Here is a 20,610-nt window from a genome sequence, read left to right as displayed (position 1 = left end):
GTCGCCGCTCTGCCCGTCCCGCCCTGCCCCGTCCGTCCCATCCCGGCCCGGCCCGTCCTGTCATCCGCAGGGGCGCGGGCCTCCGGCGAGCGGGACGCCGGTGCGCCGGGCCTGGGCGACGGACGCGGGGGAGTCCTCGCTGCGGGCCGCCTCCGTGGGAATCTCGGGGTCGGCCGGGACCGTCGGACGGTCCGAGGGAGGTGTGTACCCCTCGAGCCGGGCGGTGCCCCACACGTACGGGTCGGCCTGGGCGCTGCCGAACGGCGACCAGGCGAGCCGCGTCTGGCCCGTCTTGTCCTGGGTGTCGGAGTCGTACACGAGGATGTTCGCCGCGAAGTGCTCGGGGTCCGCCGCGGCCGGCAACTCCCCGAGGGGGATCTTCGCTTCGACCGTGTAGCCCCGGAACGGCTCGGCGACCGCCGCGGCGACGCGCATGCCGGGCGCCGTCTTCTCCGCGGGCCCCTGCCTGTTGTCGGCGTCCCGCTCCGCGGCCGGGCCTGCGTCTCCCGCCGTGAACGGGAAGATGCCGGTCTTGAACGTCACCGAGGTGTCGTCGCCGTCGCCGCGGGGGTCGAGCGCGATCTCGACGGCGTCGGTGCGCCAGTGCCGCTTCGCGTCGTCCTGGTCCAGGGCGGTCCCTGCCTTGTCGTCCGTCACCGTGACGAGCACGTAGAGGTCGTCCCCGTGCCGGGACATCTTCGCCGTCGCCGAGCAGTCGGAGTCCGGGACCTCCTCGCCCTCCCAGTGCCGAAGGGTCAACTCGGGCCCTGGGTACTCGCCTTCGCCCTCGACGCCGTTGAGCACGGGAGCCACCGCGACCTCGGGAACCGTCGTCGACGGCGCGGCCGGATAGTCGGGCTGTGCGTCGTTGGCCAGCCACGGCAGCCCCACCCGCCGCGTCCATTCGCGGAACTCGGCGTACACGGGCCGCAGTTCGCCCTGCTCCCGCACGGGCGCCCGCACGGCCCGGCCCCCCTGTGCCAGCACGCTGAACCAGTCCGACCCCAGCTTCGCGGGGTCCGTGGGAACCTCGGGCGGCATCGCGGCCCAGCCCTGCGTGCGGTACATGCGGCTCGCGTCCCGCTCCACCTGCGCCCAGGACTTTCCGTGTTCGCGCGAGCGGTGCCCCGACCAGACGCCGACGACGGGCAGTCCCGTGGCGGGGTCCTTGCGGCGTTCCCTGGGCGCGTCCGGCCCGAGCAGGTCCGAGAATCCGTAGTTCTGGGCCAGCAGGCGCCGGGAGCGCCACGGCTTCAGCCCTTCGCAGCTCAACTGGTCCGGGAACGCCCGCTCGTCACCGGCCAGGAAGAACGCTTCGATCGCCAGCCGCGCCGACATCTGGTGCCCGCCGTGCTGGTTGAACGGACGCGGATCCATGGTCACGACGGTGTGCGGCGTGGTCATGCGCAGCAGCCGGACCATGCGCTCCAAGGTGTCCTGCTCGTGCCAGATCCGCTCGGTGAGCGGGGCGGAGAGCGTGTACCAGAAGTCGGGCTTGTCGAGGTAGAAGATGTTCTCGATGCCCGCGAGCGCGGTCGCGGAGCGCTCCTCGTCCTCGCGCAGCATGCCCAGCGGTGCGCCCTCCTCCGGGCCGACGGCGTTCCCGCCGCCCTCGCCGCGGGTGATGGTGACGACTCCCGTGCGCAGGCCCAGCCGCTCCCGCCACAGGCCGAAGGTGGACAGGTTGCCGGCCTCGTCGTCCGGGTGTGCGCTCACGAACAGCACGTCGTGGTGGGCGGGGTCGCGGCGGCCGGCGGACGGGCGTTCGGCGGCTTGCGCCGCGGGGCTCCCCGCCACGCTGACGGCGCCCACCAGGCCGGAGGCCATGGCAGCCGTCACGAGCCGCCGGGAGGGGCCCGACGTGCCGGTTTGCTCGCTCGAATCCACCACGCTGAAACCGCCCTCTTCTCCGGCCCGCCCTCGGCCCGCGGATGTTACCGGCCGCAACTCTTCGGCATCTCTGCGTTCCGGGCAACCGTCCCGCAGGCCATATCCGCCGCCCCGTCCGCCCGCCCGGCACCCGCTCGCGGGGTGCGGCCGGACCGCGCAGCGGGCCGCACCCTCTCGGGTACGGCCCGCTGTTCTGCCCCTCCGGCGTGGAGACCTTTGCGCAAACACTACGCGCGTCACGTCGACCTCGGCGAGGATGGAGACATGGGTTTCCATGTCGATTCAGAGGCCGGACGGCTGCGCCGCGTCATCCTGCACCGCCCGGACCTGGAGCTGAAGCGCCTCACGCCGACGAACAAGGACGATCTCCTCTTCGACGACGTGCTGTGGGTCCGCCGTGCACGCCAGGAGCACGACGCCCTCGCGGACGCGCTGCGCGACCGCGGCATCGCGGTGCACCTCTTCGGTGATCTGCTGGCCGAGACGCTGGAGATCCCCGACGCCCGCACCCTCGTCCTGGACCGCGTCTTCCACGAGAAGGAGTACGGTCCGCTCGCCACCGGTCATCTGCGCGCCGCCTTCGACCGGTTGCCGACGAGGGAGCTGACCGAGGCGCTGGTGGGCGGCATGACCAAGCGCGAGTTCCTGGAGGGGCACGAGGAGCCGGCGTCCGTGCGCTTCCACGTCATGGACCTGGACGACTTCCTGCTCGCCCCGCTCCCCAACCACCTCTTCACGCGCGACACCTCCGCCTGGGTCTACGACGGGGTCTCCATCAACGCGATGCGCTGGCCGGCTCGTCAGCGCGAGACGGTGCACTTCGAGGCGATCTATTTCCACCACCCGCTCTTCGCCGGTCCCGGCAGTCCCTCCTTCAACGTGTGGTCCGAGGGACAGGGCGCGTATCCGTCCACCATCGAGGGCGGGGACGTGCTGGTCATCGGCTCGGGCGCCGTGCTGATCGGCATGAGCGAGCGCACCACTCCGCAGGCCGTCGAGATGCTGGCACGGGGGCTCTTCGCGGCGGGCTCCGCCCGCACGATCGTCGCGCTCGACATGCCCAAGCGCCGTGCGTTCATGCACCTGGACACCGTGATGACGATGGTCGACGGCGACACCTTCACCCAGTACGAGGGGCTGGGCATGCTCCGCTCGTACACCATCGAGCCCGGCAGCAGCGCCAACGAGCTGAAGGTGACGGACCACCCGCCGGAGCACATGCACAGGGCGATCGCGGCGGCGCTCGGCCTGGACCACGTCCGCGTGCTCACGGCCACGCAGGACGTGCATTCCGCGGAGCGCGAGCAGTGGGACGACGGGTGCAACGTGCTCGCCGTCGAACCGGGCGTCGTGCTCGCCTACGAGCGCAACGTCACCACGAACACCCACCTGCGCAAGCAGGGCATCGAGGTGCTGGAGATCCCGGGCAGCGAACTCGGCCGGGGGAGGGGCGGGCCGCGGTGCATGAGCTGCCCGGTGGAGAGGGACCCGGTCTGAACGCGGCCGCGGCGGCAGGAAGCGAGGGCACTGTATAGAGATTCGAACGACGGTATAGAATTCCAGGTCGATATCAGTCAGCCTCTGCCAGCGACCTAGGAGCCCTCATGGCGACAGACCTCACGGGCCGCCACTTCCTCAAGGAACTGGACTTCTCTTCCGAGGAGTTCCGTCACCTGATCGATCTGAGCGCCGAGCTGAAGGTGGCCAAGAAGGCGGGCGCCGAGCAGCAGAGGCTGCGGGGCCGCAACATCGCGCTGGTCTTCGAGAAGACCTCCACGCGTACCCGCTGCGCCTTCGAGGTCGCCGCCGCCGACCAGGGCGCCGGCACGACCTACCTCGACCCCGGCGGCTCCCAGCTCGGACACAAGGAGTCCGCGCGGGACACCGCCCGTGTGCTGGGCCGCATGTACGACGGCATCGAGTACCGGGGCAGCGGCCAGGCCGTCGTCGAGGAGCTCGCCGCCTACGCCGGCGTCCCCGTCTACAACGGGCTCACCGACAGCTGGCACCCCACGCAGATGCTCGCCGACGTGCTCACGATGACCGAGCACTGCCCCAAGCCGCTCACGGAGACCGCGTTCGCGTACCTCGGCGACGCACGCAACAACATGGGCAACTCCTACCTCGTCACCGGCGCCCTGCTCGGCATGGACGTGCGCATCGTCGCCCCGCGCGCACTGTGGCCCGAGCAGCCCGTCATCACGCAGGCCCGCGAGCTCGCGGCCCGTACCGGCTCCCGCATATCCCTCACCGAGGACGTCGAAGAGGGCGTGGCCGCCGCCGACTTCGTCGCCACGGACGTCTGGGTCTCCATGGGCGAGCCCCAGGAGGTGTGGGACGAGCGGATCGCGCTGCTCCGGCCGTACGCCGTGACGATGGACGTGCTGCGGGCCACGGGGAATCCCGACGTGAAGTTCCTGCACTGCCTGCCCGCCTTCCACGACCTGGGCACGGCGGTGGGACGGGAGATCCACGCACGGCACGGCCTGGACTTCCTGGAGGTCACGGACGAAGTCTTCGAATCGGCCGAGCACTCCGTCGTGTTCGACGAGGCGGAGAACCGGATGCACACCATCAAGGCGGTGCTCGTCGCGACGCTCGCGGGCGGGGTCTCGGAAAGGCCCTAGCCGTGCGCCGCGCTGCGGGCCTTGTCCGGCGGAGGCCGCCGCGGCCCCGCTCACCGGGTCCGCGGCCCGGTCATCTGCCGGGCCACGCCCGCGAGGTGCTAACCCTCCGGGTAGAAGACGAACAGCGTGCAGCCGGTGGGGGAGGCGGGCACGTGCCACGACCCGGCGGGGGCATGCAGGAACGTCCCGGCCGGATAGTCGCGCGCGCCGTCGTTGAACGTGCCTTCGAGGACGTAGACCTCCTCGGGTCCGGGCCCGTGCACGTCGCGGCGCGGCCACGATGTGCCGGGGTCCATCTCCAGCACGTGGGCGTGCGCGCCGGTCGGCCCCGTCCACAGCTGACGCAGCCGGATCCCGGGGAAGAGCTCGCGGACGGGGGATTCCTTGGTCGAGACGGAGGTGTAGCCCTCCTGGGCGAGGATCTCGGGGTTCATGTCTCCCACCGTGCCGTGCGCGGGCTGCGGCCGGGCAGTGTCAGCGAAGACACCACGGGGTACTTTCCTGCCATGCATCGGGTGCTGGCTTTGGTACGACCGGTGCAGTCGACGTTCGAACTCGGCTGCGCCGCCGAGGTCTTCGGCACGGCGCGGGACGGAGTGCCACAGCACTACGAGTTCGACGTGTGCACGGAGACGCCCGGTCCTGTGCCGACATCCGCCGGGTACACGATGTCCGTGGCGCGGGACCTTTCGGCGCTGGAGTCCGCGGACACCGTGCTCATCCCCGGCTGGCAGCCCGTGGAGGCGCCGCTCTCACCCCAGGTGCGCCGCGCGCTGCTGCGGGCACACTCCCGCGGGGCGCGGCTCGTCACGATCTGCTCCGGAGTGTTCGCGCTGGCCCGCACGGGCCTGCTGGACGGCCGCTCGGCCACCACGCACTGGGCGCGCGCCGCCCAGCTGCGGCGGGAGTTCCCCCAGGTGCGCGTGGAGCCCGACGCGCTCTACGTGGACCACGGCGACGTCGCCACGAGCGCCGGCGCGGGGGCGGGGCTCGACCTGTGCCTGCACCTCGTCCGGCAGGATCACGGGCCCGGGCACGCTGCCCTTCTGGCGCGCCACATGGTGATGCCGCCGCAACGCGACGGCGGCCAGGCACAGTACGCGCCGTCCCCACCGCATGCGGACGCGCTGGACGGTCTCCTGGAGTGGGCCGGCGAACGCCTTGGGACACCGCTGTCGGTGGGCGACCTGGCCGCGCACCTCAACGTCTCACCCCGCACGCTGGCACGGCGCTTCGCCGATCAACTCGACACGAGCCCGGGAGCGTGGCTGCTGTCCCGCCGGATCGCTGAGGCCCGCACCCTGCTGGAGGAGACGGACCTGCCGGTGGAGGCGATCGCCACCCGCGTCGGACTCACCTCCGCGGTCAACCTCCGCCGCCGATTCCGTGCCCAGGTGGGCACGACGCCGGGCGCCTACCGGCGGGCGTTCCGGATCTCGTGACCGTCGGGGACCGCAGGTTCGGGTCTCCGCCCGGCCACGTTCCTACGGGCCGTCAGCGCCCCCACGCGGCGATGGCGTCCAGCATCCGCAGCTGATGCCGGTGGCCGATCGTCCCGTAGCCGACCACGGTGACGAACGGGGCCGGCATCACCACGAGCAGGCACACCGCGATCCCGGCGCCGGCCGTCGACAGTGCCACGGACACGGCCAGCACCGCGAGCGTGACGGGTGATCAGCAGCTCCAGGGGGCGTTGCCCCCGTCCGATCTCCTCGGGGTCACGTCCGCTCATCGGAACCAGGCGGTGTGCCATCCGGCTCTTGCCGGCACCGCCGGAGTGTTCGGGGTTGCCCATGCGCCGCACGATGCCGCACGGAGACGTGGCCGCCGGCGGCGGCGCAGGTCCGCCGGTACGCGGAACGGCTCACCGGCTCAGGAACCTAACCGTGCAGTGCCAGATAGGGCGCCAGGGCCAGGAGGGTGCCCGCGAGGGCGAACTTGAGCTTCCGCGTCGGCACCGCATGGGCGATCCTCCAGCCGATCATGACGCCCGCCAGCTCCGGGATGCCGACGATCGCGGCGAGCGCCCAGTCGATCGAGCCGTGCACGAGGTAGGCGACCGTACCGACGCCCGCGATGACCACGGACTGCGCCTGGGCGGCGGCCAGGGCGGGCAGCAGCGGCAGGCCGCAGATCACCAGCAGCGGCACGCTCAGCATCGGGCCGCCGAGCCCGAAGAGGCCCGCTGCGACGGCGACCAGCAACCCGACGGCGCCTGTGACCAGAGGTGACAGGCTCCTTCCTGCGCCGTCCCCGGGTGCGGCGGTGCGGCGCTCGCGCACCCACACCAGGATGCCCGTGGTGGCGACGGCGACCGCGAGGAGAATCCCGAACACCCGCCCGTCGACACGGGTGTTGAAGAGCACGCCCAGCGGCGAGCCCACGAGCGCGGTGCCCGAGAGGACGACGGCGATGCGGCGCGTGCGTGCGTCGCGCAGCTGCCCGGAGCGCGTATAGGCGGCGGTGCCGAGGGCTCCGGTCGCGATGTGCGTGGCGATGGCCGTGCCGGCGACGCCGGAGGGGGAGAGGCCCGTCAGTACGAACATCCCGATGGTGGGCAGCACACCGCCCGGACCGACCGCCGTGATGCCGATGCCGCCCACCAGTCCGAAGAGCGCCAACAGCGCGAGTATCAGCGGACCGTGCTCCATCAGCCTCTTTCCCTCCCGCGACCGGCCCCTCACGCTAACGGGTCGCGGGCCCGCACCACAGCGGACGTCTATCGCGCACCCGTGACGGCAGTCACGAACCGGTGATACGTTCAGCGTGTGCCGTCGCCGGCGTCTCGAAGGAGGCATTGAGCCATGACCGAGCCAACCAGCGAGCCCACGAAAGAGCACAGCGCCCCCGGAGCGTCCGCGTGAGCCCGTACACGGGCTCGGCCCGTGCGACCGGCGAGTGGCAGCACATCCGCGTGGCCGAGGACGACGGAGTGGTCACGGTCACGCTGGCCCGTCCGGAGCGGCTCAACGCCCTCACCTTCGGCGCCTACGCCGATCTGCGCGACCTTCTCGCCGAGTTGTCGCGGGAGCGCCGCGCCCGCGCGCTGGTGCTCGCGGGCGAGGGCCGCGGCTTCTGCTCCGGCGGCGACGTCGAGGAGATCATCGGGGCCACCCTGGACGCCGGCACCGCTGAACTCCTCGACTTCAACCGCATGACGGGCCAGGTCGTACGGGCGCTTCGCGAGACGCCGTTCCCGGTCGTCGCGGCCGTGCACGGGGTGGCCGCCGGTGCCGGTGCCGTTCTGGCGCTGGCGTCGGACTTCCGCGTCGCGGACCCAACGGCGCGCTTCTCGTTCCTCTTCACCAAGGTCGGCCTCTCCGGCGGCGACATGGGCGCGGCCTATCTGCTGCCCCGCGTCGTCGGCCTCGGACACGCCACCCGCATCCTCATGCTCGGTGAGCCCGTACGCGCCGACGAGGCCGAACGCATCGGCCTCATCAGCCGGTTGACCGGGGAGGGCGAGGCGCACACGGCCGCCGCCGAGCTGGCCCGCACCCTCGCCGACGGGCCGGCGCTGGCCCTCGCGCAGACCAAGGCGCTGCTCACCGCGGAGCTGGACCTGCCGCTCTCGGCGGCCGTCGAGATGGACGCGTCCACACAGGCGCTGCTGATGCACAGCGAGGACTACGCGGAGTTCCACGCGTCGTTCAGCGAGAAGCGCCCGCCGAAGTGGCAGGGGAGATGAGATGAGCCCGGGGCCCTCGGCCGGCACCACGGGGATGCGCGTCGCCGTCGTCGGAGGCGGACCGGGCGGGCTGTACGCGGCGGCGCTGCTCAAGCGCCTCGACCCCTCCCGCAGCGTCACCGTCCACGAACGCAACGCCCCCGACGACACGTTCGGCTTCGGCGTCGTCCTCTCCGACGAGACGCTGGGCGGCATCGAGCACGCCGACCCGGCCGTGTACGCCGCGCTCCAGCGGGAGTTCGTGCGCTGGGACGACATCGACATCGTGCACCGAGGGCACACTCTCACCTCCGGCGGTCACGGGTTCGCGGCGCTCGGCCGCCGCCGGCTGCTGGCCGTCCTGCACGAGCGGTGCCGCGAACTGGGAGTGGAGCTGCGGTTCCGCAGCGAGGCGCCTCCGGCGGCCGAACTGGCCGCCACCCACGACCTGGTGGTCGCCGCCGACGGGGTGCACAGCGCCACCCGGGACGCCTTCGCCGACGTCTTCCGGCCGCGGGTGACCACGCACCGCTGCCGTTACATCTGGCTCGCCGCCGACTTCGCACTCGACGCCTTCCGCTTCGAGATCGCCGAGACCGAGCACGGCGTGCTCCAGCTGCACGCCTACCCGTACGAGCGCGCGGACGGGCCAAACCCCGGTGCCTCCACCGTCATCGTCGAGGCTCGCGAAGAGGTGTGGCGGGCCGCCGGACTGGACCGGCTCGACGAGCGGGCCTCGGCCGAGCAGTGCGCGAAGCTCTTCCCCGAGACCCTCGGCGGCAGCCCGCTGCGCGGCAACAACTCGCAGTGGATCGCCTTCCGCACGGTTCTCAACGAGCGCTGGTCGCACGGGAACGTGGTGCTGCTCGGCGACGCCGCGCACACCGCTCACTTCTCCATCGGCTCCGGCACCAAGCTCGCCGTCGAGGACGCGCTCGCGCTCGCCGCCTGCATCGAGGAGCAGCCCGACCTGCCTGCGGCGCTGGCGGCGTACGAGGAGGAACGCCGGCCCGTCGTCCTCTCCACGCAGCGCGCGGCGCGCGGCAGTCTCGAATGGTTCGAGGACCTGGCCACCTACACGGGCCAGCCGCCACGGCAGTTCGCCTTCAACCTGCTCACCCGCAGCCGCCGCGTCACGCACGAGAATCTGCGGCTGCGCGACGCCGGGTTCGTCGCCGGTGTCGAGGCGGAGGCGGGCGTCCCCGAGGGCACTCCGCCGATGTTCACACCCTTCCGGCTGCGTGAACTGACCCTGCGCAACCGGGTCGTGGTCTCCGCCATGGACATGTACTCGTCCGAGGACGAGGCGGGCACCCCCGGCGACTTCCACCTCGTGCACCTGGGGGCCCGCGCGCTGGGCGGAGCGGGCCTGGTGATGACGGAGATGGTGTGCGTCTCGCCCAACGGCCGCATCACGCCACGCTGCACGGGCCTTTGGACGGAGGAGCAGGAGGCGTCGTGGCGCCGCGTCACCGGCTTCGTGCACGCGCAGTCGCCCGGCACCGCCATCGGCGTGCAGCTCGGGCACTCCGGCCGCAAGGGCTCGACGAAGGTGATGTGGGAGGGAATCGACGAACCGCTGCCGGAGGGGAACTGGCCGCTCGTGGCCCCCTCACCCCTGCCGTACCGCGGCGGCGTCAACCAGGTGCCGCAGGCCCTCACGGTGGCCGAACTGGCAGCGATCCGCGAGGAGTTCACCGACGCGGCGCGGCGTGCCGCCCGCGCCGGCTTCGACCTGCTCGAACTCCACTGCGCACACGGCTACTTGCTCTCCAGCTTCCTCTCGCCGCTCACCAACCGCCGCACCGACGCCTACGGCGGCGGCATCGACGCCCGCCTCCGCTTCCCGCTGGAGGTCTTCGACGCGGTGCGCGAATTGTGGCCGCGGGAGCGGCCGATGACCGTACGCGTCTCCGCCACAGACTGGGCCGAGGGAGGCATCACACCCGAGGAGGCGCTGCGCGTGGCGGCCGCGTTCGCCGAGCACGGAGCCGACGCCATCGACGTCTCCACCGGACAGGTCGTCGCGGACGAGCGGCCCGACTACGGGCGCTCGTACCAGACTCCGTACGCCGACCGCATCCGCAACTCCGTCGGGGTGCCCGTGATCGCCGTCGGCGCCATCTCCTCGTGGGACGACGTCAATTCGCTGCTGCTCGCCGGCCGTGCCGACCTGTGCGCGCTGGGACGCCCCCACCTGTACGACCCGCACTGGACGCTGCACGCCGCGGCCGACCAGGGATACCAGGGCCCCGGCGCGCCCTGGCCGCCGCCCTACCGTGCGGGCAGCCGCAAACCCCCGACGGGCCGTACCGACGCGCCCAAGCCGCGGCTCACGCTGTAGCGGCCGCCCGCCGGGCGTCCGTGTTCGTCCGGCGCCTGCGGGGCGTCTTCCGCGGCGTCATCTGCGATAGGTGTCCCGGTCAGGGTTGCGGTCCTCGTCGAACCAGCGGTCGTCCGGCTCGCGCCGGTTGCCGACGATCGCCGCGATGGGCGGAATCACCAGCGCCGCAACGCACAGCCCGACCGCGGCGGGGACCGAGATCAGACGCACGAAGCTCCATGCGCTGACGAAGAGCACCAGGCACGTGGCCATCAGCACGAAGTAACGCCTGCGCCGTCGTGCGTACATATTTCCAGGGTATTGCGGCACGGCGGCCCACGGGAGGCGGTGCCCGATGGCCCACGAGAGGCGGTGCCCGGCGGCCGGGGAGAGACCTGCCGACCGTCCGCCCGTCACCCCTGCGCGAAGCCCACGGCGTACTCGCGTCCCGGCTCCCGCAGCTTCTCGTGCAGCGCGAAGAAGACCTCCGCGGAACGCTCGCCGGGCCAGTCCGCCGGCAGCAGCGACGCCGGCAGGCCCGGATCGGCGTAGGGGAGACGCCGCCATGCGTCGAGCGCCGGGAGATAGTCCCGGTACGCCTCCTCCGGGGGCGCCTGGCGCCGCCGCGCCCAGGAGCGCAGCACCGGCTCGTGCACGTCCAGGAAGGAGCGGTGCAGAGCCGCCAGGGACGTGAGGTCCCACCAGCGCGCCACCGCGTCCGCGGTCGTCTCGAAGCCCACGTGCGTGCCGGTGAACAGGTCCACGTACGGGGTGAGACCGAGCCGCCCCAGACTGTGACGCGTCTCCTCCTCCAGGTGGGAGGGGGCGATCCAGATGCCGGGTGCGGCGTTGCCGAAGCCGAGCCGTGCGAGACGGGAGCGGAGTATGTGGCGGCGGCCCCGCTCGCTCTCCGGCACGGAGAAGACGGCCAGCAGCCAGCGGCCGTCCGCCGCGGGGCGGGCGTAGACGCGGCGGTCGCCGTCGTCGAGGAGCTGCCGCCCGGCGTCCGAGGGAGCGTAGCCCGCCGCCTTGCTGCCGGGCCGGTCCGCGGTGAGCAGCCCGCGCCGCTTCAGCCGCGAGACGGCGGAACGGACCGACGGCGCGTCCACACCGACCGCGCCGAGCAGCTGGATCAGCGCCGCGACCGGCACGGTGCTGCCGGGGAAGGCACGTCCGTACGCCCCGTAGAAGGTGAGGATGAGCGAACTCGGCGACGGCCTGGCGGCGGGCTGCTGCTGATTCACGCGGCAACTCTAGGCGGGCAGCCCGCCCGCGGTCCGATCCGCGGTGGTCGGCTCCGGCCCGGCCTGTGCCGGGACTGCCTCCCGCAGCAGGTACCGCTGGAGCTTCCCCGTCGGTGTGCGCGGCAGCGAGGTGGCGAAGACGAATTCACGGGGGCACTTGTACGGGGTGAGCTCTCCGGTGGTGAACTCGCGCAGCGCCTCAGCCGTTCCTGCTCCCCCCTCGGTTCCCTCCCGCAGTACCACGTGCGCGACGACGACCTGGCCGCGCCGCTCGTCGGGGCGTCCCACGACAGCGGCCTCGGCCACGGAGGGATGGCGCAGCAGGGCCTCCTCGACCTCCGGGCCCGAGATGTTGTAACCGGCCGAGACGATCATGTCGTCGGCGCGTGCGACGTAGCGGAGGTAGCCGTCCGTCCCGCGTACGTAGGTGTCGCCGGTGAGGTTCCAGCCGTCGCACACGTACTCGCGCTGCCGCGGGTCGGAGAGATAGCGGCAGCCGACGGGGCCGCGCACGGCGAGCAGTCCCGGTTCGCCGTCCGGCACCTGTGTCAGGCGGCCCTCCTGGTCCTTGCGCACCACGCGGGCCTCGAAGCCCGGCACGGCGACACCTGTGGCGCCGGGGCGGGCGGCCTCGTCGGCGGCGGAGACGAAGATGTGCAGCATCTCCGTCGCGCCTATGCCGTTGATCATCCGCAGGCCGGTCCTCTCACGCCATGCCTCGTGGGTGGCGGCGGGCAGGTTCTCGCCGGCGGAGACGCAGCGGCGCAGCGAGGAGATGTCGTACGTGCGCCCGCCTGCCGGGGCCTGCGGGGAAGCGGTGCCGAGTTCGGCGAGCATCCCGCGGTAGGCGGTCGGGGCGGTGAACAGCACGGTGACACGGTGGCGTTCGACCGCCGCGAGCATCTGCTGCGGGCCGCTCCACTGGCCGAGCAGCGCCGACGCGCCCGCCCGCAGCGGGAAGATCACCAGGCCGCCCAGCCCGAAGGTGAACCCCAGCGGCGGGCTGCCCGCGAAGAGGTCGTCCGGCGTCGGACGCAGCACGTGCGCGGAGAAGGTGTCGGCGACGGCGAGCACGTCGCGGTGGAAGTGGACGCACCCCTTGGGTTTCCCGGTGGTGCCGGAGGTGAAGGCGATCATGGCGACGTCGTCCGCGGCGGTGGCGACGGCCTCGTAGCGGTCGGGCTGCGACTCGCACAGGGCCAGCAGGTCCTCCCCTCCGTCACCGCCGAAGGCGGTCACCCGCAGCCCGGGTACGTCCGCCTTCGTCAGCTCCTCCAGGGAACCCGCGTCGCACAGCGCATGGCTGACCTGCCCCATGGCGCACACGGTGCGCAGCTCGTGCGCGCGCTGAGCGGCGAGCACCGTCACCGCGACGGCCCCGGCCTTCATCACCGCGAGCCAGCAGGCCGCCAGGTGAAGGGAGTTGGGGCCGCGCAGCAGGACCCGGTTGCCGGGGACGACGCCCAGGACGCCGGTGAGGACGTGGGCGATGCGGTCCACGCGGGCGCGCAGTTCGCCGTAGCTCCAGCACTCGCCGTCGTCACCGCGGAAGGCGGGCCGCTCGGCGCCGTACCGCGCGGCGGACCCGTCGACCAGTTCGGCACCGCAGTTGAGGCGGTCCGGGTAGTGCAGTTCGGGCCGGTCGAAGACCAGTCGCGGCCAGTCCTCGGGCGGGGGCAGATGCTCCCGGGCGAAGGTGTCGACGTGTGCGGACGGGCTCAGATGCATCGCAAGCCCCCTCGGGGGTGTGCCGTGTGCCGGTGGCCGGTGTCGCCGGTGTGCCGTTGAGCGTAACGTGTTGGTGACGACAGTCAACGGTCCGCGATAGAGGATCAGTGACCGGGAGCACCAGCCCGCCACCAGGAGGAGGCCCGCATGCCCGCGTTCGCACTGGAACCGGAGCAGCACAAGTGGTGCGAGGAGCTGCGGACGCTCGGCGCCCGCGAGCTCCGGCCGCTCGCCGAGGCCGGGGAGGACGGCCGCATCAACCGCGAGCTGGTCGCCGCCCTCGGTGAACTCGGGCTGCTCGGCCGCCTGTTCGCGCCGGACGGGCGCCCCGCGAGCGCCCTCGATCTGTGCCTGCTGCGCGAATCCCTCGCCTACTCCTGCACGGAGGCCGAGACCGCGCTCGCCCTCCAGGGGCTCGGCGCCGGACCGGTCGCCCTCGCGGGCACCGACGCCCAACGCGGGCGCTGGCTCGGCGAGGTGACCGCGGGACGTGCCGTCGCGGCCTTCGCGCTGAGCGAGCCGGGAGCGGGCAGCGACGCGGCGGCGCTCACCCTCCACGCCGAGCCGGACGGCACCGGGGCCGGGCACGGATGGCGCCTGACCGGAACCAAGACCTGGATCTCCAACGCCCCGCACGCCGACGTCTTCACCGTCTTCGCCCGTACGACGCAGGGCGCCGGCTCCCGCGGCGTGAGCGCCTTCCTCGTACCCGCCGGGCGGCCAGGGCTCGGCGGCGAACCGGTGGAGATGCTCTCGCCCCATCCGATCGGCACCCTCACCTTCGACGGTGTCCCCGTCTCCCGCGACGACCTCCTCGGTGAGGCCGACCGCGGCTTCGGCGTGGCCATGCGCACGCTGAACCTCTTCCGGCCCAGCGTCGGCGCGTTCGCGACGGGCATGGCACAGGCGGCCCTCGACGCCGCCGTCGAACACGCCGGGAGGCGGCGCGCGTTCGGCGGCACGCTCAGTGATCTGCAGGCCGTCTCGCACCAGTTGGCCGAGACCGCGACCCGCATCGAGGCCGCCCGCCTGATGGTCTACGCGGCGGCCGCGGCCCACGACCGCGGCGAGCCGGACATCGCGCGGCGCGCCGCCATGGCGAAGCTGCTGGCCACGGAGACCGCGCAGCAGGCCGTGGACACCGCCGTGCAGATCCACGGCGCGGCCGCGCTCCAGCGCGGACACCTCCTCGAACACCTCTACCGCGAGGTCCGCGCACCCCGCATCTACGAGGGCGCCAGCGAAGTGCAGCGCTCGATCATCGCGAAGGAGCTCTACCGGTGACCGACGCCGACTCCCGCCCCCACCTCCAGCGCACCAACCCCGCCCAACTCTCCCCGCCCACCGGCTTCTCGCACGCCGTGACCGCGACCGGCTCGCGGATCGTCTTCCTGGCCGGGCAGACTGCGCTCAACGGCGAGGGGGCCGTCGTCGGCGGCACGCTCACCGAGCAGTTCGAGCAGGCGCTGGCCAACCTGCTGACGGCGCTGGCCGCTTCCGGCGGCGGCCCCGCCGACCTCGCCCGCGTCACCGTCTACACGACCGACGTCGCCGCCTACCGGTCCGCCGCCCGCGACCTGGGCGCCGTCTGGCGCCGCCATGCCCACCGCGACTATCCGGCGATGGCCCTCATCGGCGTCTCCCGGCTGTGGGACGAGGAGGCGCTGGTGGAGCTGGACGGCATCGCGGTCCTGCCGTGACGTACACCGCGGGGCACTCCCGGCGGCTTCGCGCCGGACTCCGCGTCGGTCACCGAACCAGGTGACGCGAACGACGTGGTCCTTGTCCTTGGCAGGTGCGCTCCCCGTCCTTCCACCGGGCCGCGGGGTCCCTCGACCGCACTGCGAGACTTCCTCGACGAATTCGGCAGCGGTCCGCGTGCAAGGCGGAGTGACGGTGCCGGGGACCGGTGCCGGGGGAGGACCTGGGCCGAACACGCTTGCTCCCTGCGGTTGTGGCCGGAACCGGCCGGTGCGTGGAGATGTCCTGTTTCACTGACATCGGTCCCGGACAGCAGGGATGGTCCGAACAGCACGAAAGAGGCGCCGAATTGAGCACGGACGTGTCCCGGCCGGCCCGCCGAACGATGCTGGCCGCCGGCGCCGGGAGCGTGCTGGCCGCATGCACCTCCTCCGCCGGTGACAAGCCCCCGTCGCCCTCTGGCCACCGGTCGCAGGACGCCGCGACGACCCGTCGGCTGAAGAACCTGGAGCGTGAACACGACGCCCGCCTCGGGGTGTTCGCGCACAACACCAGAACCGGGAGGACGGTGATCCACCGCGCCGACGAGCGTTTCCCCATGTGCTCGACGTTCAAGCCCCTCGCGGTGGCGGCAGTCATGAAGGATCGTGACGGGGACGGCGGCCGTCCTCTCGACGAGCGCATCCGCTACTCCCGCTCCGACCTGGAGGCCCACTCCCCGGTCACCGGCACCTCCCGCCACCTCGCCGAAGGGATGACCCTCCGGGAGCTCTGCGACGCCGCCATCCGCCACAGCGACAACACGGCCGCCAACCTCATCCTGCGCGAACTCGGCGGCCCCACCGCGGTGACCCGCTTCTGCCGCTCCCTCGGGGACGAGGTCACGCGCCTCGACCGTTGGGAGACGGAGCTGAACTCCGCGGAGCCCGGGAACGTGAAGGACACGACGTCGCCGCGGGCCATCGGGCGGACGTACATGCGCCTGACTCTCGGCGACGTCCTCGGACGGGCCGGGCGCCGCCAGTTGACGGACTGGCTCAAGCGCAACACCACGGGGGACGAGAGCCTGCGCGCCGGGCTCCCCGAAGGCTGGACCGTGGGGGAGAAGACCGGCGCGGGCGAGTACGGCACGCACAACGACGTGGGTGTCGCCTGGACCGCCCACGGCCGGGAGCCGGTCGTCCTGGCCGTCCTCACCACGAAGAAGTCCGCCGACGCCGAGCCGGACCGGGCGCTGATCGCGAAGACCGCCCGGCTTCTGGCCCCGGCACTGACCTGAGAGCACCGCCCGGCGGGTGCCCGGGGGAGGCCTCTCGTACCGCCGGACCTCGCCGGGCCTCGCCGGGCCCCGACTCGTCCGTGTCTCCTCCACCGAGCCAGGTGTGCAGGACCGTGATTCGGTCAACTCCCCGCGCAAAAGGCCCAGTTCTGAGACTCTTCTCGCGTGGTCGCTTCTCAGAACGGCAATGGCCTCGGCGGTGACGAGGCCGACCGCTCGCCGACGTCGCCGACCGGCTTCCGCGCCGAAGTCGAGGCTCTGCGCAGGGAAGCGGCCGCCCAGGTGCGCACCGCTCATCGCCGGGTGCAGCTCTGGGCCTACATCGATGTCGCCCTGGGCTTCCCGGCCGCGCTCCTCGCAGGAGTGTCCGGAGCGGCCGGGCTGGCGACGGCTGATGCGCGAGTGCCCGCCGCGGTGCTGGCGCTGGTGGCGGCGGGTTTCTCGTCGGGTGCGGGTTTCCTGCGCAGCGATGCGCGGATGGTGGCCAACAGGCGTGCGCGGCACGCGTGGGCGGCCATGGAATCGGAGGCGCGCATGGTGCTGGCGCGTCAATCGCACCAGGGGGAGCTGGACCCCGATGCAGCTCAGGAAGCGCTCCGTTCTCTGTTCGCGTGCCGTCAGGCTGCCCTCGTGGCGTACGAAAGGGACTGCGCGGAGACATAGACCCCAGGGCCACGGCCCCGCACCTGGCCCTTCGGGACGCAGCCGGGGCGCGCCCGGCACGGTCGGCGTGCTCCTACGGCCGCTGCCCGAAGTCGTTGTGCAGACCCTGCACTTCGCCGTAACCCGGCACCGGGGAGGGGACCTCGGGGCCTCCGTCCGGGGCGGCGACCGAGCGCGCCAGGTCGGCGGCCCGCTGGAGCGCCGCACGGAAGAGCAGCGAGCCCAGGCTGATGCGGCTGACGCCGGTCCGCGCGAGCTCGTCGTACGAAAAGTGGGCGGGGGAGTACAGGACGTTCAGCGGCGTCGTCCCCAACTCCGCGGCCAGCGCGGTGATGTCATCGCGCTCCACCAGCCCCGGCACGAACACCCCGTCGGCGCCCGCCTCGACGTACGCGGCGCATCTGCGGGACGCCCCGGCGACCGTGGCGTCGCCCCCCAGCCAGTGCGTGTCGGTGCGTGCGTTGACGAAGAGGCCCGGCGCGGCCTCCTTCAGCGCGGACACCTTCGCCGCGTGACGCGCCGGATCGGCGAGCGTGCCGTCGGGCAGGCCGTCCTCGACGTTCACCCCCGCCACGCCCGCTTGCGCCAACTGCTTTCCCAGTGCCGCGACTTGAGCCGGGTCGTCGCTGAAGCCGCCCTCGATGTCGATGCTCACCGGCACCGGCAGACGTGCCAGCCCCCGGCCCAGCGCCAGCGTCTGCTCGCGTGCGGCGCCGCTCCCGTCGGGGAGTCCCGCGGCGGCCGCGACGCCCAGGCTCGTGGTACCGATGGCGGGGAAGCCGCACCGGTGCAGGGCGGCGGCCGAGGCGTGGTCCCAGGCGTTGGGCAGCAGCAGAGGACGCTCCCCGTGGTGCAGTTTCCGGAAGGTCCCGTACTTCTCGTGCGTGCTCACGCGGCCGCCTCCACCCGCACGCCGATCTCGTCCACCCGCAGGCCGAGCAGGTCCTCGAACGCGTCCTGGCCCTTGCGCGTCACCCTCAACGCCCGTCGGCTGCCGATGCGTTCGCACCAGCCCTCCTCCAGCGCGTGGGTGCACAGAGCGGCGCCCGCACGGCCCGCCAGGTGCACCCGGCGTTCGGTCCAGTCGAGGCAGGAGCGTGCCGCCCCCTGAGCCGTGGCGGCCGGGTGGGGCCCTCGACGGCTGCCGCGGCGCGGGGCCAGGTCGATGCCCAGCTTCCCGAACCACGCCAGCCCCTCGTCCGTCACGGAGAAGCCCGTCGACTGCTGGAGCAGCCCCCGCGCCAGCAGCGCGTCGGTGACACCGACGCCGAGAGCGCCCGCCAGGTGGTCGTAACAGGTCCGCGCCCGTGCCATCGCAGCACCGGCCGACGCGGCGCTCAGTCCCCGCGGGGCGGGGGAGGCCCGGCGTGTGCTGTCAGGTCCTCGATGAGCTGCGAGATCCCCGGACCGGCGATGCGCACGTACCGGTGCCGGCCCTGCCGCACCTCCTCCAGCAGCCCGCCCGCGACGAGCTTGTCCAGGTGCGCGCTGACCGTCGCAGCCGTGACACCGGCGGCCCTCGCCAGTTCGCCGGCGGTCCACGCACGCCCGTCCTGCAGCGCCAGGCAGACGGAGGCACGTGTGCGGTCGGCGAGCAGTCCGGCCAGTTCGGCGAGCCGCTGTCCGCTCCGATCGGGTCGGGAGGGTCCTGCGTCCGGTTCCATACGGCCATGATGCTCCCGCGACACTTCGGCGGGCGCCGAAGTGTCAACGGGTCTGTCCGCGCGCCCGGCCGGCCACGCTGCCCCGGGCCGGGCCCGAGGCACGCGCACTCCGCCCCGTCATTCCTCGTCGGTCACCAGTATGAGCGGGATGTCGCCGCAGGCACGCAGCGCCAGCCCCTGCTGGACGTGGGGGGCGGGCTCGCCGGGACGGGGTCCGCCGCTCTCCCCGGCCGGGGCACCGCCGTCCGCGGGGTCCGGGGGCATCACGGGCACCGCGGCGAAGTCCGGCCCCTTGAGCAGCGACCCCGCCAGGTGGTGCGCGTACGTCGAGACCGCCACGCGGCCACGGGAGTTGACCAGGCAAGCGGGCCCCGGCAGCCGCTGGAGCACGGGCATGACGGCCGCCTCGAAGTCCGGGAGGTAGACGTCGGCCGCGGCCACTCCGCTGAAGCGCCCGTCGAGGGTCACCGGCACCGAGAGGGTCAGGCTGTACTCGTCGGAGCACAGGTAGTCCACGTACGGTCCGGCGACCGCGCGCCGCCCGGTGTCACGGGCGAGCGCGTACCACTCCCAGTGTGTGTAGTCCGAGTACGCCGAGTGCCGCGGGTCGAGGTCCAGCAGCAGCGGACGCACGTCGCCGCCCGGTCCCGTCTGCCACCACTCCAGCCACGCCTCGGCGTCGGCGAGCAGCCCCGGTGCGGCCACGAAGCCGGCGCCTGAGACCAGTGAGAGCCGGGTGAGCCGCTTCTTCAGCCCGGGACGGAGACCGGCAAGGTCGGTGGTCGTGGGCCGTCTGTGCTCGGCGGCGGCGTCGGCGAGGAGCGCCAGGGTGTCCGTACGGATCTCGCTCACGGCGTCGAAGACGCACTCCAGCGCGTCACGCACGCCCGACGCCGCGGCTGCCGCGGGGTCGTCAACGACGTGTGTTCCGCCCTTCGCGGGTCCGGATCGGTGACTTGGACGAGGACTGCTGCCCACGGTTGCCCTCCTTGGTCTGCGGGCCGCCGGCCGGGCCGGGGGTACCGAGGCGGAGTTCGACCAGGCGCCCCATGGAGACCTGAACGCACTCCTCGACAAGGGCTCTCGCCTGCTCCGCCGCATCATCCTGCACCGCACAGATCACGGCACGATGACGATCGCAGACGTCTTTCAGATGCCTTTCCTCGCCGAGGACGAGGCAGAGCAGTGCGCCCACTTCGGAGTGGACGCCCACCAGTTCCCTCGTCAGCCGTGCCGACTGCGCCGCGGCGGCCAGCTCGACGTGGAAGCGGCCGTAGAGGCGGCTGCGCGCGGCCGCGTCCGCGGCGGCCTCCAACTCCTCCACGGAACGGTGCAGTTGATGCAGGTCGTCCGGGGCGGTGCGCTGCGCGGCCAGGCGGGCGGCGGCACCGGAGACGGCCGTCCAGTAGTCCCCGAGTTCGCGCAGCTCCTCGAGGCTCCAGCTGCCCAGATGGGCCAGCAGCCGTTCCCCGACGGGCCCTTCGGGGACGGTGACGAAGCTGCCGCCGCCGCGTCCCCTGCGGGTGGTGACCAGCCCGCGCTGGCGCAGCGCCATGAGTGCTTCGCGCAAGGTGACCGTCGAGACGCCGAGTTGCGCCGCGAGTTCCTGCTCGCCGGGGAGCTGCTCGCCGTCGGCGAGCAGGCCGAGTTCAATCGCGTCACCGAGGCGCCGCACGACGGCCTCGACGCGGGCTTGTGTCCCGATGGGCGTGAAGACCGTTCTTCGGGCGCCGTCCTGGTCTCTCTTCACGGCCACCACCTTGTCAGTTGGCTCAAGTTTTACCTGAAGAGGGCTCGGAGTGGTCTTGAAGCTTGAACTATGAC

At 72.7% G+C, this 20,610-nt stretch carries 19 protein-coding genes and 1 pseudogene; 9 read left to right on the top strand and 11 right to left on the bottom strand.

From position 1 onward, the window contains the following. Positions 1–60: 60 nt before the first annotated feature. Positions 61–1,890, bottom strand: coding sequence for a sugar-binding protein (locus EV375_RS28025; protein WP_486588842.1), 1,830 nt, complete (start codon positions 1,888–1,890; stop codon positions 61–63). A 264-nt stretch (positions 1,891–2,154) separates the two neighbouring features. Here EV375_RS28025 and EV375_RS28020 point away from each other — a divergent pair, with 264 nt between their 5' ends. Together EV375_RS28020 and argF are read left to right on the top strand one after the other, a co-directional pair. Further along, positions 2,155–3,387, top strand: a complete 1,233-nt coding sequence (locus tag EV375_RS28020) for an arginine deiminase (RefSeq protein WP_130302705.1) — start codon at positions 2,155–2,157, stop codon at positions 3,385–3,387. Positions 3,388–3,494: 107 nt separating this feature from the next. Next, complete coding sequence (gene argF, locus EV375_RS28015; protein WP_130302704.1) at positions 3,495–4,517, top strand: ornithine carbamoyltransferase; 1,023 nt, start codon at positions 3,495–3,497, stop codon at positions 4,515–4,517. 98 nt (positions 4,518–4,615) lie between these two features. Here argF and EV375_RS28010 read toward each other — a convergent pair whose 3' ends face one another. After that, positions 4,616–4,951, bottom strand: coding sequence for a cupin domain-containing protein (locus tag EV375_RS28010; protein ID WP_130302703.1), 336 nt, complete (start codon positions 4,949–4,951; stop codon positions 4,616–4,618). A 72-nt stretch (positions 4,952–5,023) separates the two neighbouring features. Here EV375_RS28010 and EV375_RS28005 point away from each other — a divergent pair, with 72 nt between their 5' ends. Further along, on the top strand, positions 5,024–5,959 hold the full coding sequence (locus EV375_RS28005) for a helix-turn-helix domain-containing protein (protein WP_130302702.1): 936 nt from the start codon (positions 5,024–5,026) through the stop codon (positions 5,957–5,959). Between the two features lie 52 nt (positions 5,960–6,011). On the opposite strand, the gene EV375_RS28000 is transcribed toward EV375_RS28005, so the two are convergent. After that, positions 6,012–6,164, bottom strand: a complete 153-nt coding sequence (locus EV375_RS28000) for a hypothetical protein (protein WP_207228490.1) — start codon at positions 6,162–6,164, stop codon at positions 6,012–6,014. 233 nt (positions 6,165–6,397) lie between these two features. Further along, entirely contained in the window at positions 6,398–7,168 is a 771-nt protein-coding gene (locus EV375_RS27995; protein ID WP_130302701.1) for a sulfite exporter TauE/SafE family protein, read from the bottom strand. Between the two features lie 209 nt (positions 7,169–7,377). Between EV375_RS27995 and EV375_RS27990 the strand changes: the two genes are divergently transcribed. Both EV375_RS27990 and EV375_RS27985 read left to right on the top strand, forming a co-directional pair. Continuing rightward, positions 7,378–8,205 (top strand): enoyl-CoA hydratase family protein, encoded by an 828-nt coding sequence (locus EV375_RS27990; protein WP_130302700.1) that lies wholly within the window; start codon positions 7,378–7,380, stop codon positions 8,203–8,205. Positions 8,206–8,239: 34 nt separating this feature from the next. Continuing rightward, positions 8,240–10,528, top strand: coding sequence for a bifunctional salicylyl-CoA 5-hydroxylase/oxidoreductase (locus EV375_RS27985; RefSeq protein WP_130302933.1), 2,289 nt, complete (start codon positions 8,240–8,242; stop codon positions 10,526–10,528). Positions 10,529–10,585: 57 nt separating this feature from the next. Here the strand turns inward: EV375_RS27985 and EV375_RS27980 are convergent, their stop codons facing one another. From EV375_RS27980 to EV375_RS27970, 3 genes are all read right to left on the bottom strand, one after another. After that, positions 10,586–10,816, bottom strand: coding sequence for a DUF3099 domain-containing protein (locus EV375_RS27980; protein WP_055487790.1), 231 nt, complete (start codon positions 10,814–10,816; stop codon positions 10,586–10,588). A 104-nt stretch (positions 10,817–10,920) separates the two neighbouring features. Next, the gene (locus tag EV375_RS27975; RefSeq protein WP_130302699.1) at positions 10,921–11,751 is read right to left on the bottom strand and encodes a PaaX family transcriptional regulator C-terminal domain-containing protein; all 831 of its coding nucleotides are present in this window, start codon (positions 11,749–11,751) and stop codon (positions 10,921–10,923) included. A gap of 9 nt (positions 11,752–11,760) precedes the next feature. Further along, a complete protein-coding gene (locus EV375_RS27970) occupies positions 11,761–13,479 on the bottom strand; it encodes an AMP-binding protein (protein ID WP_130302698.1) in 1,719 nt (572 codons plus the stop codon). Positions 13,480–13,626: 147 nt separating this feature from the next. Here EV375_RS27970 and EV375_RS27965 point away from each other — a divergent pair, with 147 nt between their 5' ends. The 4 genes from EV375_RS27965 (at position 13,627) to EV375_RS27950 (ending at position 17,122) form a co-directional block, all read left to right on the top strand. Continuing rightward, positions 13,627–14,763: an acyl-CoA dehydrogenase family protein gene (locus tag EV375_RS27965; RefSeq protein WP_130302697.1), complete on the top strand. Its 1,137-nt coding sequence runs from the start codon at positions 13,627–13,629 to the stop codon at positions 14,761–14,763. Next, positions 14,760–15,179 (top strand): RidA family protein, encoded by a 420-nt coding sequence (locus EV375_RS27960; protein WP_130302696.1) that lies wholly within the window; start codon positions 14,760–14,762, stop codon positions 15,177–15,179. The genes EV375_RS27965 and EV375_RS27960 overlap by 4 nt, the downstream gene beginning before the upstream one ends. A gap of 350 nt (positions 15,180–15,529) precedes the next feature. Continuing rightward, the gene (bla, locus tag EV375_RS27955) at positions 15,530–16,459 is read left to right on the top strand and encodes a class A beta-lactamase (RefSeq protein ID WP_486588841.1); all 930 of its coding nucleotides are present in this window, start codon (positions 15,530–15,532) and stop codon (positions 16,457–16,459) included. Positions 16,460–16,624: 165 nt separating this feature from the next. Beyond that, positions 16,625–17,122, top strand: coding sequence for a hypothetical protein (locus tag EV375_RS27950; protein WP_207228489.1), 498 nt, complete (start codon positions 16,625–16,627; stop codon positions 17,120–17,122). 73 nt (positions 17,123–17,195) lie between these two features. Here EV375_RS27950 and EV375_RS27945 read toward each other — a convergent pair whose 3' ends face one another. The 4 genes and pseudogenes from EV375_RS27945 to EV375_RS27930 all read right to left on the bottom strand — a co-directional run bounded on the left by EV375_RS27945 (position 17,196) and on the right by EV375_RS27930 (position 20,545). Continuing rightward, positions 17,196–18,014, bottom strand: a complete 819-nt coding sequence (locus EV375_RS27945; protein ID WP_130302694.1) for an isocitrate lyase/PEP mutase family protein — start codon at positions 18,012–18,014, stop codon at positions 17,196–17,198. Further along, positions 18,011–18,786: pseudogene (locus tag EV375_RS27940) on the bottom strand (ArsR/SmtB family transcription factor). Before EV375_RS27940 ends, EV375_RS27945 begins: the two are co-directional and overlap by 4 nt. Before the next feature lie 117 nt (positions 18,787–18,903). Further along, positions 18,904–19,671 (bottom strand): cache domain-containing protein, encoded by a 768-nt coding sequence (locus EV375_RS27935; protein ID WP_486588840.1) that lies wholly within the window; start codon positions 19,669–19,671, stop codon positions 18,904–18,906. A 28-nt stretch (positions 19,672–19,699) separates the two neighbouring features. After that, a complete protein-coding gene (locus EV375_RS27930) occupies positions 19,700–20,545 on the bottom strand; it encodes a FadR/GntR family transcriptional regulator (protein ID WP_486588839.1) in 846 nt (281 codons plus the stop codon). Between the last annotated feature and the right edge of the window lie 65 nt (positions 20,546–20,610).

It is taken from the genome of Streptomyces sp. CNZ301 (assembly GCF_004217425.1).
The sequence above is the reverse complement of the archived record's forward strand: the minus strand, read 5'-3'. Positions and strand labels throughout refer to the sequence as shown.

Bases quoted from the DNA above. Each gene is read 5' to 3' on its own strand.
- EV375_RS28020 (WP_130302705.1), top strand. From the start codon at position 2,155: ATGGGTTTCCATGTCGATTCAGAGGCCGGACGGCTGCGCCGCGTCATC.
- argF (WP_130302704.1), top strand. From the start codon at position 3,495: ATGGCGACAGACCTCACGGGCCGCCACTTCCTCAAGGAACTGGACTTC.
- EV375_RS28010 (WP_130302703.1), bottom strand. From the start codon at position 4,951: ATGAACCCCGAGATCCTCGCCCAGGAGGGCTACACCTCCGTCTCGACC.
- EV375_RS28005 (WP_130302702.1), top strand. From the start codon at position 5,024: ATGCATCGGGTGCTGGCTTTGGTACGACCGGTGCAGTCGACGTTCGAA.
- EV375_RS27995 (WP_130302701.1), bottom strand. From the start codon at position 7,168: ATGGAGCACGGTCCGCTGATACTCGCGCTGTTGGCGCTCTTCGGACTG.
- EV375_RS27985 (WP_130302933.1), top strand. From the start codon at position 8,240: ATGCGCGTCGCCGTCGTCGGAGGCGGACCGGGCGGGCTGTACGCGGCG.
- EV375_RS27980 (WP_055487790.1), bottom strand. From the start codon at position 10,816: ATGTACGCACGACGGCGCAGGCGTTACTTCGTGCTGATGGCCACGTGC.
- EV375_RS27970 (WP_130302698.1), bottom strand. From the start codon at position 13,479: ATGCATCTGAGCCCGTCCGCACACGTCGACACCTTCGCCCGGGAGCAT.
- EV375_RS27965 (WP_130302697.1), top strand. From the start codon at position 13,627: ATGCCCGCGTTCGCACTGGAACCGGAGCAGCACAAGTGGTGCGAGGAG.